The organism is Kribbella sp. NPDC104218 (assembly GCF_055584105.1).
In genome coordinates, this window is sequence record NZ_JBVJMQ010000002.1 from 138,099 (window position 1) to 153,741 (window position 15,643).

General features: G+C 70.8%; 12 protein-coding genes. 4 read left to right on the plus strand and 8 right to left on the minus strand.

The features are described from left to right. The first annotated feature begins 89 nt into the window (after positions 1-89). The 3 genes from ACZ6ZD_RS16715 to ACZ6ZD_RS16725 all read left to right on the plus strand — a co-directional run bounded on the left by ACZ6ZD_RS16715 (position 90) and on the right by ACZ6ZD_RS16725 (position 6,012). A complete protein-coding gene (locus ACZ6ZD_RS16715; RefSeq protein ID WP_465672931.1) occupies positions 90-4,688 on the plus strand; it encodes an ATP-dependent helicase in 4,599 nt (1,532 codons plus the stop codon). A 1-nt stretch (position 4,689) separates the two neighbouring features. Next, positions 4,690-5,490: an Fpg/Nei family DNA glycosylase gene (locus tag ACZ6ZD_RS16720; protein ID WP_465672933.1), complete on the plus strand. Its 801-nt coding sequence runs from the start codon at positions 4,690-4,692 to the stop codon at positions 5,488-5,490. An 84-nt stretch (positions 5,491-5,574) separates the two neighbouring features. Continuing rightward, entirely contained in the window at positions 5,575-6,012 is a 438-nt protein-coding gene (locus ACZ6ZD_RS16725) for a DUF4262 domain-containing protein (protein WP_465672935.1), read from the plus strand. A 12-nt stretch (positions 6,013-6,024) separates the two neighbouring features. Here the strand turns inward: ACZ6ZD_RS16725 and ACZ6ZD_RS16730 are convergent, their stop codons facing one another. From ACZ6ZD_RS16730 to ACZ6ZD_RS16745, 4 genes are all read right to left on the minus strand, one after another. Continuing rightward, positions 6,025-6,318 (minus strand): helix-turn-helix domain-containing protein, encoded by a 294-nt coding sequence (locus ACZ6ZD_RS16730; protein WP_465672937.1) that lies wholly within the window; start codon positions 6,316-6,318, stop codon positions 6,025-6,027. Between the two features lie 163 nt (positions 6,319-6,481). Next, positions 6,482-6,985: a CinA family protein gene (locus ACZ6ZD_RS16735; protein WP_465672939.1), complete on the minus strand. Its 504-nt coding sequence runs from the start codon at positions 6,983-6,985 to the stop codon at positions 6,482-6,484. 71 nt (positions 6,986-7,056) lie between these two features. Beyond that, positions 7,057-7,677, minus strand: a complete 621-nt coding sequence (gene pgsA, locus ACZ6ZD_RS16740) for a CDP-diacylglycerol--glycerol-3-phosphate 3-phosphatidyltransferase (protein ID WP_465672941.1) — start codon at positions 7,675-7,677, stop codon at positions 7,057-7,059. Next, the gene (locus tag ACZ6ZD_RS16745) at positions 7,674-9,386 is read right to left on the minus strand and encodes a MiaB/RimO family radical SAM methylthiotransferase (RefSeq protein WP_465672943.1); all 1,713 of its coding nucleotides are present in this window, start codon (positions 9,384-9,386) and stop codon (positions 7,674-7,676) included. The genes pgsA and ACZ6ZD_RS16745 overlap by 4 nt, the downstream gene beginning before the upstream one ends. Positions 9,387-9,580: 194 nt before the next feature. Between ACZ6ZD_RS16745 and ACZ6ZD_RS16750 the strand changes: the two genes are divergently transcribed. Then, positions 9,581-10,498, plus strand: coding sequence for an SCO6745 family protein (locus ACZ6ZD_RS16750; protein WP_465672945.1), 918 nt, complete (start codon positions 9,581-9,583; stop codon positions 10,496-10,498). A 219-nt stretch (positions 10,499-10,717) separates the two neighbouring features. Here the strand turns inward: ACZ6ZD_RS16750 and ACZ6ZD_RS16755 are convergent, their stop codons facing one another. The 4 genes from ACZ6ZD_RS16755 to ACZ6ZD_RS16770 form a co-directional block, all read right to left on the minus strand. After that, a complete protein-coding gene (locus ACZ6ZD_RS16755; RefSeq protein ID WP_465672947.1) occupies positions 10,718-11,464 on the minus strand; it encodes a helix-turn-helix domain-containing protein in 747 nt (248 codons plus the stop codon). Between the two features lie 119 nt (positions 11,465-11,583). Then, positions 11,584-12,150, minus strand: coding sequence for a hypothetical protein (locus ACZ6ZD_RS16760; RefSeq protein WP_465672949.1), 567 nt, complete (start codon positions 12,148-12,150; stop codon positions 11,584-11,586). A 2-nt stretch (positions 12,151-12,152) separates the two neighbouring features. Then, positions 12,153-14,771 carry an FtsK/SpoIIIE family DNA translocase gene (locus ACZ6ZD_RS16765; protein ID WP_465672951.1) on the minus strand — a complete coding sequence of 873 codons (2,619 nt, stop codon included), beginning with the start codon at positions 14,769-14,771 and terminating at the stop codon, positions 12,153-12,155. 73 nt (positions 14,772-14,844) lie between these two features. Next, positions 14,845-15,630: a DUF4184 family protein gene (locus ACZ6ZD_RS16770; RefSeq protein WP_465672953.1), complete on the minus strand. Its 786-nt coding sequence runs from the start codon at positions 15,628-15,630 to the stop codon at positions 14,845-14,847. Positions 15,631-15,643 lie beyond the last annotated feature (13 nt).

Consider the following 15,643-nt stretch of genomic DNA (forward strand, 5'->3'; position numbering starts at 1 on the left):
CGACAACTCGCGCACCGGAGGCGTCCGGGCACCGCCCGCGACCGCCCGCCGGATCGGCCGTTCGAAAACTGTCGGAGCGGCACGGCAAGATGGTCGGCGTGCAGAAGTCCAGCGCGTTGAGCCGATTCTCGCCCGCGACCCGGGCGTGGTTCGGCGACGTCTTCGACGCGGCCACCCCGGCCCAGCTCGAGGCGTGGGACGCGATCACCGCGGGCCGGGACGCGCTGGTGGTCGCCCCGACGGGCTCGGGCAAGACGCTGGCGGCCTTCCTCTGGGCGCTCGACCGGCTGGCCACGACTCCCCCGCCGGAGGATCCGAAACTGCGCTGCCGGGTGCTCTACGTGTCGCCGCTGAAGGCGCTCGCGGTCGACGTCGAGCGCAACCTGCGCGCGCCGCTGATCGGCATCCGGGAGACCGCGCGAAGGCTCGGCGAGGCGCCGATCGACGTCGAGGTCGCGGTGCGTTCCGGCGACACGCCCGCGGCGGAGCGGCGGCGGTTCGCGACCCGGCCGTCCGACGTGCTGATCACTACGCCGGAGTCGCTGTTCCTGCTGCTCACCTCCCAGGGGCGGGAGTCCCTGCGCGGTGTCGAGACGGTCATCGTCGACGAGGTGCACGCCGTCGCGGGGACGAAGCGCGGCGCGCATCTGGCGCTCACTCTCGAGCGGCTCGACACGCTGCTGCCCAAACCGGCGCAGCGGATCGGGCTGTCGGCGACGGTCCGGCCGGTCGAGGAGGTCGCGCGGTTCCTCGGCGGCGAGCGGCCGGTGACGGTGGTGCAGCCGAAGTTCACCAAGCAGTGGGATCTGAGCGTCGTCGTCCCCGTCGAGGACATGGCCGAGCTCGCGAGCACGGAGATCGAGACGTCCGGCTCGGCCGCCGGCCCGCCGCAGCACGCGTCGATCTGGCCACATGTCGAGGAGCAGGTCTTCGACTTGATCGAGCAGCACCGCTCGACGATCGTCTTCGCGAATTCGCGCCGCCTCGCCGAGCGCCTGACCGCCCGGCTGAACGAGATCGCCGCCGAGCGGGCCGAGCTCGCGCTGCCGGAGGCCGGATCGCCGGCCCAGGTGATGGCGCAGTCAGGCGCGGCGCTCGCGGCGCCACCGGTGATCGCGCGCTCGCACCACGGCTCGGTGAGCAAGGAGCAACGCGCGCTGATCGAGTCGGATCTGAAGTCCGGCCGGATCCCCTGTGTGGTGGCCACGAGCAGTCTCGAGCTCGGCATCGACATGGGCGCGGTCGATCTGGTCGTCCAGGTCGAGGCGCCGCCGTCGGTCGCGAGCGGTCTGCAGCGGGTCGGGCGGGCCGGTCACCAGGTCGGCGCGGTGTCCCGCGGCGTCCTGTTCCCCAAGTTCCGCGGCGATCTGGTCGACACGGCCGTCGTCGTCCAGCGGATGCGCGACGGCCTGATCGAGAGCTTGCACATCCCGGCCAACCCGCTCGACGTGCTGGCGCAACAGATCGTCTCGATCGTCGCGCTGGATGCGATCGACGTGGACGAGTTGTTCACGCTGGTCCGCCGCTGCGCCCCGTTCGCGACGCTGCCGCGCTCGGCGTACGACGGCGTCCTCGACATGCTGTCCGGGCGCTACCCGTCCGACGAGTTCGCCGAGCTGCGGCCGCGGATCGTTTTCGACCGCGTAAGCGGTGAGATCACCGGGCGTCCGGGTGCGCAGCGGCTCGCCGTGACCAGCGGCGGCACGATTCCGGATCGCGGGCTGTTCGGCGTCTTCCTGGTCGGCGAGTCGACCAATCACCGGGTCGGCGAGCTGGACGAGGAGATGGTCTACGAGTCCCGGGTCGGCGACGTGTTCACGCTCGGCGCGTCCAGCTGGCGGATCGAGGACATCACCCACGATCGCGTGCTGGTGTCGCCGGCCCCGGGCCAGCCGGGGCGGCTGCCGTTCTGGAAGGGCGACGCCGTCGGGCGACCCGCCGAGCTGGGCGCGGCGACCGGCTCCTTCGTGCGGAAGATGACGGCGCTGCCCGCGGCCAAGGCGATCGAGCGGGCGCGCGCCGCCGGCCTCGACGAGTACGCGGCGAGCAACCTCGTCTCCTACCTGGCCGAGCAGCGCGAGGCGACCGGCCGCGTCCCGGACGACGTGACCGTCGTGGTCGAGCGCTTCCGCGACGAGCTCGGCGACTGGCGGGTCTGCGTGCATTCGCCGTACGGCGGCCAGGTGCACGGCCCGTGGGCGCTGGCGATCGCCGCGCGGCTCCGCGAGCGCTACGGGATGGACGCCCAGTCGGTCTCGGGGGACGACGGGATCGTGCTGCGGCTGCCCGAGACCGATGAGGCGCCGCCGGGCGCAGAGCTGGTGCTGTTCGATCCGGCCGAGATCGAAGACCTGATCACGACCGAGGTCGGCGGATCGGCCTTGTTCGCCGCGCGGTTCCGCGAGTGCGCGGCGCGGGCGCTGCTCCTCCCCCGGCGGAATCCGGGGCGCCGGTCGCCGCTGTGGCAGCAACGGCAGCGGTCGGCGCAGCTGCTCAGCGTCGCGAGTAAGTACGGTTCGTTCCCGATCGTGCTCGAGACCCTGCGCGAGGTCCTGCAGGACGTGTACGACCTGCCCGCCTTGAAGGATCTGCTGACCGGGATCGGCGAGCGCCGGATCTCCGTCGTCGAGGTCGAGACCACCGAGGCGTCGCCGTTCGCGAAATCCCTGCTGTTCGGTTACGTGGGCGCCTTCATGTACGAGGGCGACACTCCCCTGGCCGAGAAACGCGCGGCCGCGCTGGCGCTCGATCAGAGTCTGCTGTCCGAGCTGCTCGGGCGGACGGAGCTGCGCGAGTTGCTGGACGCCGAGGTCGTGCTGCGCGCCGAGGCCGAGCTGCAGCGCCTGGCCGAGGATCGTCGCGCCCGCGATGCCGAAGGCTTGTTCGACGTCCTGCGGCTGGTCGGGCCGCTGTCGGTGTCGGAGGCGTCGCAGCGCTGCGTTGATGGATCGGATGCGGAGTCTTGGCTGACAGAGCTGGCTGCCGCGCGCCGCGTCGTCCGGGTGCGGATCGCCGGTGAGCATCGCTGGGCCGTCGTCGAGGATGTGGCGCGGCTGCGCGACGCGCTCGGCGTGCCGCTGCCGCCCGGCGTCGCCGAGGCCCATGCGGAGCCGGTTGCCGACCCGTTGGGCGACTTGGTGTCCCGGTACGCGCGGACGCACGGTCCGTTCCGGGCGATCGACCTGGCGACCAGCTTGGGTATCGGAGTCGCGGTCGTCACCGATGCGTTGCGGCGGCTGGGTGCGGCGGGGCGAGTTGTCGAGGGTGAGTTCCTGCCCGGTGGCATCGCGATGGAGTGGTGCGACAGCGAGGTGCTGCGGCTGCTGCGACGCCGGTCGTTGGCCGCGCTGCGCAAGGAGGTCGAGCCGGTCGAGCCGACGGCGCTGGCCCGGTTCCTGCCCGCCTGGCAAGGGATCACCAGCAGCCGGGGCCGCGGGTACGACGTCCTGCTCGGCGCGGTCGAGCAGTTGGCCGGGTGCGCCGTCCCGGCGTCCGCGCTGGAGTCGATCGTGCTGCCGGCGCGAGTGCCGGGTTATCAGCCGTCGATGCTCGACGAGCTGACGGCGTCCGGTGAGATCGTGTGGGCGGGGTCGGGGTCGTTGCCGGGGACGGACGGCTGGGTGTCGTTGCATCTGGCGGACAACTGCGATCTCACGCTGCCTGATCCCGATCCGGCGTTCGAGCTCGGCGACACCCATCAGGCGGTGCTCGACGCACTGGCGGGCGGCGGGGCGTTCTTCTTCCGGCAGCTCAGTGATGCGGTCGGCGCGGCGGTCGGCGTCGTGGACGACGAGACTATGGTGACCGTCCTGTGGGATCTGGTCTGGGCCGGGCATCTGACGAACGACACCCTCACTCCGGTGCGGGCGCTGGTCGGCGGCGGTCGCGGCAGTCATCGCGCTCGTCGAGCCACGCCGCGCGCGCGGCCGGGCCGTCCCGCGCGGCCAGGTCGCCCCGCGATGCCGGCCCGCAGCGGGCCACCGACCACAGGTGGCCGATGGTCGTTGCTCCCGGCCCGCAACGAGGATGCGACGCGCAGGGCGCATGCGGCCGCCGAGACGCTGCTCGATCGCTACGGGATCGTCACGCGTGGCTCGGTGCTCACCGAGCGGACTCCGGGCGGGTTCGCCGCGGTGTATAAGGTGCTGAGTGCGTTCGAGGAGTCCGGGCGGTGTCGACGCGGCTACTTCGTCGCCGGGCTGGGGGCCGCGCAGTTCGCGCTGCCGGGAGCCGTCGACCGGCTGCGCGCGATGGCCGAGTTGCCGTCTTTCGGCGGTCCGCCGGGTGGGCCGCGAGGGCGGCGGGAGGAGGAGCCGGCCGCGCGCGCCGTCGTCCTGGCCGCTTCGGATCCTGCCAACCCGTACGGCGCCGCGTTGCCGTGGCCTGAGCGCGACGGCGCGAGCGGGCATCGCCCCGGCCGGAAGGCGGGCGCGCTGGTCGTCATGGTCGACGGCAGCCTGATCGTGTACGTCGAGCGCGGCGGGCGGACGGTGCTGAGTTTCACCGAGGATCCGGAGCTCTTGCAGCCGGCGGTTGATGCGCTCGCGCTGTCGATCCGGGACGGCCAACTGGGGAAGCTGAGCGTCGAGACGGCCGACGGCGAGCAGGTCCGGCATACCGCGTTCGGCGACGCCTTGGCGAAGGCCGGGTTCCACGCGACGCCGCGTGGGCTGCGGCTGCGGGCCTGACATGCCTGAGGGAGACACCGTCTGGCGGGCCTGCAAGCGGCTGCACCAGGCTCTTGCCGGGCAAGAGCTGACCCGGACGGACTTCCGGGTGCCGGGCCTGGCCACCACCGATCTGAGCGGCCGGACGATGCTCGAAGTGGTTGCCCGCGGCAAACACTTGCTCATGCGGGTATCCGGCGGCGTGACCGTGCACAGCCACTTCCGGATGGACGGGAGCTGGCATCTGTACCGTCCGGGTGAGCGGTGGCGCGGCGGCGCGGAGCATCAGATCCGCGCCGTGCTGGAGACCGCCGGCTGGACGGCGATCGGCTATCGACTGCCCGTGCTCGAGCTGGTCGCGACCAGCTCGGAGGACGACGTGGTCGGGCATCTCGGCCCGGATCTGCTGTCGCCGGCGTTCGACCAGGACGTCGCTGTGGCGAATCTGCGATCGGATCCGGAGCGCACGATCAGCGAGGCGCTGCTCGACCAGCGCAATCTCGCCGGCATCGGCAATTTCTACCGCAACGAGGTGTGCTTCCTGCTCGGCCTGCACCCCTGGCTACCGGTCTCGGCGGTCGACGTCCCGGCCGCCGTCGAGCTGAGCCGCAAGCTGATGAAGGCCAACGTGCGCAACGCCGCGCAGGTCAGCACCGGCGTCGACCGGCCGGGCCAGCGCTCCTGGGTCTTCGAGCGGCCCGGCAAGCCCTGCCGCCGGTGCCGCACCACGATCCGGACGGCGATGATCGGCGACCCGCCGCGGGATCGGGTCAGCTACTGGTGCCCGGCCTGTCAGCCGGCTGCCGATCCGCCCGCCAACTGAGCTGTGGACAACCCCGGTCACCCAGCAGAACCCGGATATCTTCTCTGACGCATCGAACATCTGTTCGACCGAGAGGAGAAGCTGATGTGTGACGTGTGCGCGACCCCGCGCCGGGCCTCGCGATCGCTCGAGGACAACCTGCGGACCTACGGCTGGGCGATCCAGTACGCCGACGGCGCCGGTCACCGCACTCCGGCGTACGCGTTCACGGTCGGGCTGAGCTGTTACGCGCATCCGGAGCTGATCGTGTTCGACCCCGACCCGGCCACGGCGTACCTCAGCCTCAAACCGCTCGCCTGGGCCGTGATCGCGGGCGCGTCCTTCGAGGAGGGTGACGACCTGGCGGCCTTCTTCCCACCGCCGGACGACGCCGAACTGCTCAGCTTCCCGGATTCGGCGACCCACCTGCACGCCGCGAACGCGCTCTTCCGCGCGCCCGGGCGGCCACCGTTGCCGGCCCTCCAGTTGCTGCGGCCGGCGCGCCTGGGCGTGCAGCTCCACCGCCCATCGATCGGGCGGTGAGCCGTGATGACGTCACGCCGCGGAGGCGACGACCTCGGGCTCGATCGCGGCCGGGTGCGCCAGGACGAGGGCCTCTTCGCGGGCCAGATCCTCGCTCACCTCGGCGAAGACCGTCGACAGCGGCACCTCGAGCGCCATACAGATGGCGGCGAGCAGCTCGCTGGAGGCTTCCTTCTGGCCGCGCTCCACCTCGGAGAGGTACCCCAGACTCACCCGGGCATCAGCGGACACCTCGCGGAGAGTGCGCCCCTGACGCAGCCGCTTACGCCGCAGAACGTCGCCCAGCAGGCCACGAACCAGCACCATGAGGTTTCTCCCTTCCGCCTGTCCGGTCGTCTCTACACGCACGGTAGCTCGACCGTAGGAACCAACGGTACCTGTTGCCGGGTCACTACTCCTCGCAATGTCCACCTTCGGTGCGCCGTGCCAGTCTGCCCTACCTGTCGCCATGGTGGTCTCAACACCCCACTCACTCCACTTCTTCCGCTACCAGGGCCGCTGCGAGCTCCACTGCGGCCTGCACGCTGCTCTCCCGAATCGACCTGCGGTCACCGCTCAGCTGCAGCTTTCGCACCCGCACGGCGGCTGGTCCGGCCGCTGCGACGTACACAGTGCCCGCTTCGATACCGGCCTGCGGGTCCGGGCCGGCCACACCGGTCGTGGCTAGCCCGTAGGTGGCTTCCAGACGCTCTCGGACGCCGGTGGCCAGAGCTGCGGCCGTGTCGGGGTGTACGGGCCCCACGGCGTCCAGAAGGCCCGCGGGCACACCCGCAAGCTTGGCCTTCAGATCCGTCGCGTAGACGACCACTCCACCCCGGTACACCGCTGACACCCCCGGTACGTCGGTCAGCGCCGCGCCGACCATCCCACCAGTCAACGACTCAGCGGTGGCCAAAGTCTCGCCCCGGGTCTGCAACAGTTGCACCAGCCGTTCTACGGCTGTCTGCCCTGCATCCTCACCAGCACTTGCCATGCCCCCATTCCACCCGCATCACCCGGTCGGGAGCGTCAGGTGGGCCGGAGTGTCGGGACGTCCGCGAGGAGTTACTTGCGCGGGTGTTTCGCCGCGGCGCGGAGCCGCAGCGCCCGGCCGACGTAGTCGAGACCGGTAATGACGGTGACCGCTACGGCGGCGGTCATGATGGCGACCGCGGTCCAGTGCAGGATCGCCACGTCCTGCCAGGGCAGCAGGTAGAGGCTCAGCGCGATCGCCTGCAGCACCGTCTTGAGCTTGCCGCCGTGGCTCGCGGGCATCACTCCGTGGCGAATGACCCAGAAACGCAGCAGGGTGACGCCCCACTCGCGGACCAGGACGACCACCGTGACCCACCACGGGAGCTCGCCCAGATACGACAAGCCGATGAAGGCGGCGCCGGTGAGCGCCTTGTCGGCGATCGGGTCGGCGATCTTGCCGAAGTTCGTGACGAGGTTCCATCGGCGGGCGATGTCGCCGTCGAAACGGTCGGTCACGATCGCCACCAGGAAGGCCGTGGTGGCGAGCAGGCGGGTGCCGTCGTCCTGACCGCCGTGCCGGACGAGCAGCCACACGAACAACGGGACCAGTACGAGCCTCAGGACCGTCAGCGCGTTGGGCACGTTCCACGCGCTCGGCGCGTGAATGCGCCCGGCGGCGCTCGGAACCGGGTTCGTCGGCGGGTTGGTCACGCGGTCAGGTTAGCGGCCGGACGGTCGTCCTGGGGGGTCACCACCGTGGCGAACTCCGCAATCAGGTCGACTCCGTCGCTCCCGACCACCTTCGCGGACACCAGATCGCCCACCCGAACGCCCTCGGGCAGGCCGACGAGCGTGGTCGATCCGTCCACCTCGGGCCCCTGGTGCGCGGCCCGGCCCTCGCCGCTGAGGCCTGCGAAGCCGGCTGCCAGGTCGCCGCCGTCGGCGTCCTGCTCCGGCGACTCGGCGTCCTGGCCGGCTGCCGGGCCGAGGGATTCGACGAGAACCTCGACGAGGTCGCCGATCCGGGCCTCGGCGCGGGCGGAGGTGACGTCTTCGGCGAGACGGGTGACGCGGTCGAGGCGGGCGGCGATCGTGTCCTCGTCGAGCTTGCCGTCGTACGTCTCGGCCTCGGTGCCGTCCTCGTCGGAGTAGCCGAACACGCCGATGGCGTCCAGGCCGGCCCGGGAGAGGAAGTCGCAGAGGATGTCGACGTCCTCCTCGGTCTCACCGGGGAAGCCGACGATCACGTTGCTGCGGATGCCCGCCGCGGGCGCCGAGGCGCGGACCTGGGCGATCAGCTCGAGGAAGCGCTCGGCGTCGCCGAAGCGGCGCATCCGGCGCAGGAGCGGGCCGGAGGCGTGCTGGAAGGACAGGTCGAAATACGGGACGACGCCGGGGGTCGAGGTCATCGCGGTGATCAGCGACGGGCGCATCTCGGCGGGCTGCAGGTACGAGACCCGGACCCGGGTGATCCCGGGGACGGCCGCGATCTCGCCGACCAGGGTCTCCAGCAGGCGCAGGTCGCCGAGATCCTTACCGTAGGAGGTGGAGTTCTCGGAGACGAGGAACAGCTCACGGACGCCGCTCTCGGCGAGCCAGTGGGCTTCGCCGAGGACCTCGGTGGGGCGGCGGGAGATGAAGGCGCCGCGGAACATCGGGATCGCGCAGAAGGCACAGCGCCGGTCGCAGCCCGATGCCAGCTTGAGAGGAGCCATCGGGCCGCCATCGAGCCGGCGGCGGACGACCCGGGGCCCGCTGGCGGGTGCGGCGGCCAGGTCCGGAGCGTCGATCGTCAGCTCCTCACGGGCGCCCGACGCCGAGACCATCCGCCCCTTGAACAGCTGGCCCGCCGACTCCAACGGGCCGGAGTCGGCCGTCCCGGAGGCGCCAGTGGCGGTGGCAGCGTCGCCGGGGGTGGTCGGCTTGAGGGCGGCGGGGATGTGGTCGCCGTGGCCGGGGATGGCTACCTCGGTCGGGGCAGCTTGGCGGGCCGACGGTGAGAGCGGGAGGAGTTTGCGGCGGTCCCGGGGGACGTGCGGCTGGTGCTTGGTACCCGACAGGATGGAACGGAGGCGATCGGAGATGTCCGCGTAGTCATCGAAGCTGAGGACGGCGTCGGTCTCGGGGAGGGCCTCGGCGAGCTGGTCGCCGTAGCGCTCGGCCAGGCAGCCGACCGCGACAACAGCCTGCGTACGACCGGACTCCTTGTAGTCGGAGGCGGCCAGGAGGGTGTCGACGGAGTCCTTCTTGGCGGCCTCGACGAAGCCACACGTGTTCACCACCACGGTGTCCGCGTCGGCGGCGTCCTCGACGAGGCGGAAACCGCCGGCCTCCAGGCGGCCGGCCAACTCCTCGGAGTCGACATCGTTGCGGGCACAGCCCAGCGTGACCAGGGCGACGGTGGTGGGTGGCGTAGTCATCACCACGAGTATGACTCGCAGCCCTCCCCCACACCTAACCGCCGGTGACGACGTGCGCAGTCTCACCGGACGCCGCCGGCGGTCTCCGGCGAGATTCCGCGAAGAAGTTCGCGGGCACCTGTCGAACGACGTCGATCCAGCTCGTAGTCACAGTGAGAGACCGGCAACCGGCCGGTCGTGCCACGGAGGTCAAGATGTCCACGCGAACCACCGACGCCCCTGCTCCGGACGGTTCGGGCAGCTCTGCGAGCAGTTCCGCCTTCGACGCGACGCGCAGCCTGGACGTCGTCGGTCGCGAGTTGTGCGCGATGTTGGAGGCGGTTCACCTGGTCACCTACATGTCCGAGGAGCCGGTGGAGGAATTCGAGAAGCTGGGCTGGGCCGGGCATTGGCCGGGGTACTTCGCGTCCCGCTCGGCGCCGCTCGGGAAGGTGCCGGCGGCGGTGGTGGATGCGCTGTTCTACAACTTCGCGCCCGGTGAGGTCGAGACGTACATCCCCAGCGTGTGGGAGATCGCCACGCCTGAGCAGGCGCTGGCGGCCCGGGAGACGGGCAGTGTGAAGGCGCTGCGGCGGATTCTGGGCGAGCTGGCGGACAGCCCTGCAGTGGAGCGGGCCGCGGACCTCGCGACGCGGGCCGCGTTCGCTGCGCCGTCGGAGCGGCGCATCCTCTACGCCGCGCTCCGGACGCTGCCCGTTCCGGAGGAGCCGCTCGCGCGGTTGTGGCACGCCGGTGCGCTGCTTCGGGAGCACCGCGGGGACGGGCACTACGCCGCGCTCGTGACCGCTGGGATCGGTGGGCAAGAGTGCCACGTCCTGGAAGCGCTGTGGTTGGGGATGCCCGCCCGCGAGTACGGCCGGTTGTACCCACTGAGCGACGAAGAGCTGGCCGCTGTCGTCCAAGGCATGCGCGACCGCGGCCTGATCGGCGCCGACGGCTGGCTGACACCCACCGGCCGCGACACCAAAGCACGAGTCGAGGCAATCACAGACGCCCTGGCCGCCCCGGCGTACGCAGCCCTAACCCACCACGAGCAAGCCCAACTAGCCGCCGACCTCACCCCCCTAGTAACCCGCATCAAGTCCGTCGGCTACGAACGCACCCCCGCCTAATCCACCCAGCCACTCCACAACCAGCCTCTGGCCCACAACCACCAGAGGCGGCCCACCTGCGAGCCACCTTGGCCCGCAGCCACCTGCGGAGGCTTGGGTCGACCGACCGGCTCTCGGGGCCGGCCCTGTCCACAACCACCGGAGGCGGCCCACCGCGCCTCGCCAGCGCTCGGAATCAGCTCGGCCCGCAACCACCTGCGGGGTTTGCTCGGGCGGGGGTTACTTTTTGGTGAGGGTGCCGTTGGGGTGGGCTACGGCTCGGTAGAGCTTGGTGGTGACGGGTTTGCCGTTGATGGTGAGGGTTAGGTTGGCGGGGATGCCGGCGGAGATGCGGATGTCGCCGGTGGCGGTGACGGTTTGGGTGGAGCCGGGGCCGAGGAGGCCCTGGAAGAGGCGTTTGCCCTTCTTGTCGCGGAGGGTGACGTAGGAGCCGTCGTTCTTGGCGGTCAGGGTCAGTTTGGTCTGGGTGGGGACCGCGGGGGGCGTGGTGACCTTGACGACGGGTTTGGTGGGCTTGGGTTTGGGGGTGGGCCTGGTCGGCTGTGTGGTCACCGTCGTGGTGGCGGTGGTTTTGGCGGCGTTGGCCTCGACGTCACTGGGGAGGGTGAAGAGGCGGACCATGCCCCAGCCCATCAGGCCGACCAGGATCGCGCCGAGGACGACGGCCCAGCGCGGGCGGGCCGGGTGCAGGGTCGGGCCCTTGACGGCCGCGCGCTCCTCGCGGCGCGACTCCTCCGCGGCGTGCTCGGCGTCGAAGGACGCCAGCAGCGGCGCGGGGTCGGCCTTGACCACGCGGGCGATCGAGCGGATGTGTCCACGGGCGTAGAAGTTCCCGCCGCAGCGGGAGAAATCGTCGGCCTCCATGGCGAGGAGCAGCCCGGATCTGATCCGGGTCGCGGCGCTCAGCTGCTCGATCGTCATGTCGGCCCGTTCGCGGGCCGCCGTGAGCTCGCTACCGATGCTCACGTGGTCACCGTCCTCTCCATCGCCCGATCTGGTGGGCTGTCGGCGTCATCGGGAATCTGCCGGCAGCCGGACCGCCGACATCAAGTCAACGGTCGTGGTCCGATGGGGTCACGGACAAGTCAGAGTTGCTCGCGCACCGGACATCTGGCGTCCGCGAGCATGTGCAATGCCTGTACCACTTCCCCGTTCGACGGCCGTGCCGTCAACCCGAACGGTATCGCGAGCGAGGACCCGGTCAACCGCCGGTTGGCATCCGTGGTCTTGCGCGTCGCGGCCGGCATCGCGCCGAGGGTGGGCCCAGGATCCAGCAAATGAACGGCGATCCGGCCGTCGTCGAGCGGATGACGGCGTTTCAGCACCGTCACCTCCTCGATGTCCTGCCACCGGGTGCCGATCCATTCGTTGCCGATTCGCAACCGGATCCCGACGTCGTCGGCGACCAGCATGTCCCCGACCGTGAGGGCCCGGGCGCAGACGACGGCCAGGACGGCGAACGCGGCCGCCACGAACCAGCGCAGGACGCCGCCCGGGCTGCCGGACGCCGACGCGGCGAACCCGACGGCGACCAGGCCGGCGCCGAGGGCGAGGCCCCCGTGCACCTGCTGGGACGCGCGGACCGTGAACGGCACCGGTCCGTCGTCGAGGTCGAGATGGTGTTCGCGGGGCAGGGCGCTCGCTTCGGTCACGATCACTCTCCTCGGAGGGTGGTGATGAAGTCTTCCAGGTCGTCCGGTTTGACCAGGACGTCACGGGCCTTGGACCCCTCGCTGGGGCCGACGACGCCCCGGCTCTCGAGGATGTCCATCAACCGGCCGGCCTTGGCGAAGCCGACCCGGAGTTTGCGTTGCAGCATCGACGTCGAGCCGAACTGCGTGGAGACGATCAGCTCGGCCGCCTGGACCACCAGGTCCATGTCGTCGCCGATCTCGTCGTCCAGCTCCTTGCTCGGGCCGGCGACGGCGGTGACGTCCTCGCGGTACGTCGGCTCCAGCTGCGTCTTGGTGTGTTCGACGACCGCGCGGATCTCGGACTCCGTGACCCAGGAGCCCTGGATCCGCATCGGCTTGCTCGCGCCCATCGGCAGGAACAGGCCGTCACCCTGGCCGACCAGCTTCTCGGCGCCGGGCTGGTCCAGGATGACGCGGCTGTCGGCCAGCGACGAGGTCGCGAACGCCAGCCGGGACGGCACGTTCGCCTTGATCAGACCGGTGACGACGTCCACCGACGGGCGCTGGGTGGCCAGCACCAGGTGGATGCCGGCGGCCCGGGCGAGCTGGGTGATGCGGACGATCGAGTCCTCGACGTCGCGCGGAGCGACCATCATCAGGTCGGCCAGCTCGTCGACGATCACCAGCAGGTACGGGTACGGCGTCAGGACGCGCTCGGAGCCGGGCGGCGGCTTCACCTTGCCGCCGCGGACCGCCTTGTTGAAGTCGTCCACGTGCCGGAAGCCGAACGCCGCCAGGTCGTCGTAGCGCATGTCCATCTCGCGGACGACCCACTGCAGCGCCTCGGCGGCCTTCTTGGCGTTGGTGATGATCGGGGTGATCAGGTGCGGGATGCCCTCGTAGTTGTTCAGCTCGACCCGCTTGGGGTCGACGAGGATCATCCGGACCTCGTCCGGCGTGGCGCGCATCAGCACCGAGGTGATCAGCGAGTTCACGAACGAGGACTTACCGGAGCCGGTCGCGCCGGCGACCAGCAGGTGCGGCATCTTGGCCATGTTCGCGACGACGAAACCGCCCTCGACGTCCTTGCCGAGGCCGGCCACCATCGGGTGGTGGTCGTTGCGCGCGATCGCCGAGCGGATCACGTCGCCGAGGCTGACGATCTCCTTGTCGGTGTTCGGGATCTCGATCCCGATCGCGGACTTGCCCGGGATCGGGGACAGGATCCGGACGTCGGCCGACGCGACGGCGTACGCGATGTTCTTGGACAGCGCGGTGACCTTCTCGACCTTGACCGCCGAGCCGAGCTCGACCTCGTAGCGCGTCACCGTCGGGCCGCGGGTGTAGCCGGTGACCTGCGCGTCGATGCCGAACTGCTCGAAGACCTCGGTGAGCCGGTCGACGACCTGGTCGGAGGCCTTCGTCCGGGCCTTGTGCACCGAACCGGGCTTCAGGATCTGCCCGTCGGGCAGCGTGTAGGTGATGTCGCCGGACAGGCTGAGCTGCTCGACGCGCTGCGGCAGCGGCGTGTGCTGCGGCGGCTCCGGCGGCGCTTCGGTCACCTTGAAGGCGGGCGTGGCCGCGACCGGAGCGGCGGCGCCGGCCGCGGCCTCCGCGTCGACGTCGTAGGCGTCCTCCTCGGGCGGGGCCGCCTTGGCCTTGCGGCCGCGCTTGGAGATCTCGCGGCCCTCGAGCACCGGCGAGTCGTACGGCTTGACGGTCGGCTCGCCGTCGTCGTCGAGGGCGGCCTTCGCGCGCCGCTCCTTGCGGGTCAGGCGCACGGTGTCGTCGGTCGGCTCGGCGGCGACGGACGGCGCGTCGTCGGGCAGCTCGGTGCGGCCCATCAGGACGTCGAAGGCCGCGCGCACCCGCAGCGGGATCGCGTAGATCGCCGTGCCGGTGATGATCAGCAGGCCGAAGATCCCCATCAGCACGAGCAGCGGCGCCGCGACGTACTGGGTGAGGAGATCGGACAGGACGGCGGAGACGACGTACCCGATCGCACCACCGGCGTCGCTCAGCGGAGCGTCGGCGGGGTTGCTCGGGCGGGGCAGGCCGTTGGCGATGTGCACCAGGCCAAGGACGCCGAACGACAGCAGCGTCCAGCCGATGAACTGTCGACCGGCCGGACCGTTGTGCTCGGGGTTGCGGAGCGTGCGGATCGCCATCATCAGCAGCAGGACCGGAACGGCCCAGCCGATCATGCCGACGCTCTCGCCGATCACCGTGCGGACGCCGTTGCCGACCGCGCTGGGCAGGTGCCACCAGATCGATGCGGCGACGATGATCGCCAGCGCGATCAGAAGCAGCCCGGCGCCGTCGCGGCGGTGTTCGGGATCGAGGTCGCGGGCGCCGTGGCCGATGCCGCGGACCAGCTTCCCGAGCAGATGGGCGATGCCGATCCAGAGCTTGACGATGCCCCGGCCGATCGCGAGCATGGCGGCCGCGAACGGCCCTGGACCGCTGTTCTTGGGCGTGCTGGTCCGCGCGGCGGTCGAACCACCACCGCGTTTCGCGCTCTGCCCACGCTTCTGCGCGGCTGACGGACGGGAGCGTCCACCAGCAGCCGAACGAGCCGTACTCGGCCGTTTGGCTGCCGATTTCTGAGCCCGCGCCGGGGAAGACGTGCGGGTCGCCATATCCAACAGGCTACCTCCAACACCACTCAAGTCCCACGTGTCACACGCCGATCACGCTGCCCCATCCGTAGCGTCACGGCACCTGAGCCCCGCCACTCCGGATTCGCCGCATCCGCACCGCGTGCCAGAGGACGACGTACCAGCCGAGGACGGCCACACAGCCCGAGGCGGCGCCGGTCAGCACCAGCCGCGCCGCGGCCTCCCCCACGAGCTCGCCCTCCGCACTCCACACACGAACCACCGCCGTAGCCGTCCCAACCAGCAGAAGAGCGGCCAGGACGGCGTACGTCACCCAGGGCCGCACATGGTCGGTCGAGACCACGACGCGCGGCGGCGTCCGCCGGAACCAGCGGTAGAGCCAGACCGTCAGGATGAGGCAGCCACCGACCGTGCTGAGGTACTGCAGGACGCGATTGACGTCCCAGTCCGCCGTCACGTTCGCAGTGAAGAAGGACCAGTTGTGGCGGACGAAATACCCCTTGTAGTGCGTGAACGAGTCCCACAGCACGTGGGTGAACGCGCCGATGACCGCCGATACGACACTCCAGCCGAGCACCGGCAGGGTTGGCAACCGGAGCGGCTCGGTCGGCGTGGGCAGGCGTGCCGCGAGTGCGGCCGGCGCGAGAGCGAGCAACGGCCGCTTGACCAGCAGATTGAAACCGGCCAGCAGCACCAACGCGAGCAGCGGGTCGAGCCAGAGCACCGACAGGAACTCATGGGTGTGGTCCGGCGCGAGCGCGTCGTTGGGCAGCAGGTAGACGGCATCCGGAGCCACCGCTCCAGCGACTAGAGCCGATGGCACGAACGGATGGCGCATCAGCGGCAGTACAGCTGCGGCGTGTGCGAGCGGAAACGGCACGCCGAGCAGGCTA

Excerpts from the sequence above, each read along its gene's own strand:
- ACZ6ZD_RS16725 (WP_465672935.1), top strand. The coding sequence starts at position 5,575 with ATGTGTGACGTGTGCGCGACCCCGCGCCGGGCCTCGCGATCGCTCGAG.
- ACZ6ZD_RS16730 (WP_465672937.1), bottom strand. The coding sequence starts at position 6,318 with ATGGTGCTGGTTCGTGGCCTGCTGGGCGACGTTCTGCGGCGTAAGCGG.
- ACZ6ZD_RS16715 (WP_465672931.1), top strand. The coding sequence starts at position 90 with ATGGTCGGCGTGCAGAAGTCCAGCGCGTTGAGCCGATTCTCGCCCGCG.
- ACZ6ZD_RS16750 (WP_465672945.1), top strand. The coding sequence starts at position 9,581 with ATGTCCACGCGAACCACCGACGCCCCTGCTCCGGACGGTTCGGGCAGC.
- ACZ6ZD_RS16720 (WP_465672933.1), top strand. The coding sequence starts at position 4,690 with ATGCCTGAGGGAGACACCGTCTGGCGGGCCTGCAAGCGGCTGCACCAG.
- ACZ6ZD_RS16765 (WP_465672951.1), bottom strand. The coding sequence starts at position 14,771 with ATGGCGACCCGCACGTCTTCCCCGGCGCGGGCTCAGAAATCGGCAGCC.
- ACZ6ZD_RS16745 (WP_465672943.1), bottom strand. The coding sequence starts at position 9,386 with ATGACTACGCCACCCACCACCGTCGCCCTGGTCACGCTGGGCTGTGCC.
- ACZ6ZD_RS16735 (WP_465672939.1), bottom strand. The coding sequence starts at position 6,985 with ATGGCAAGTGCTGGTGAGGATGCAGGGCAGACAGCCGTAGAACGGCTG.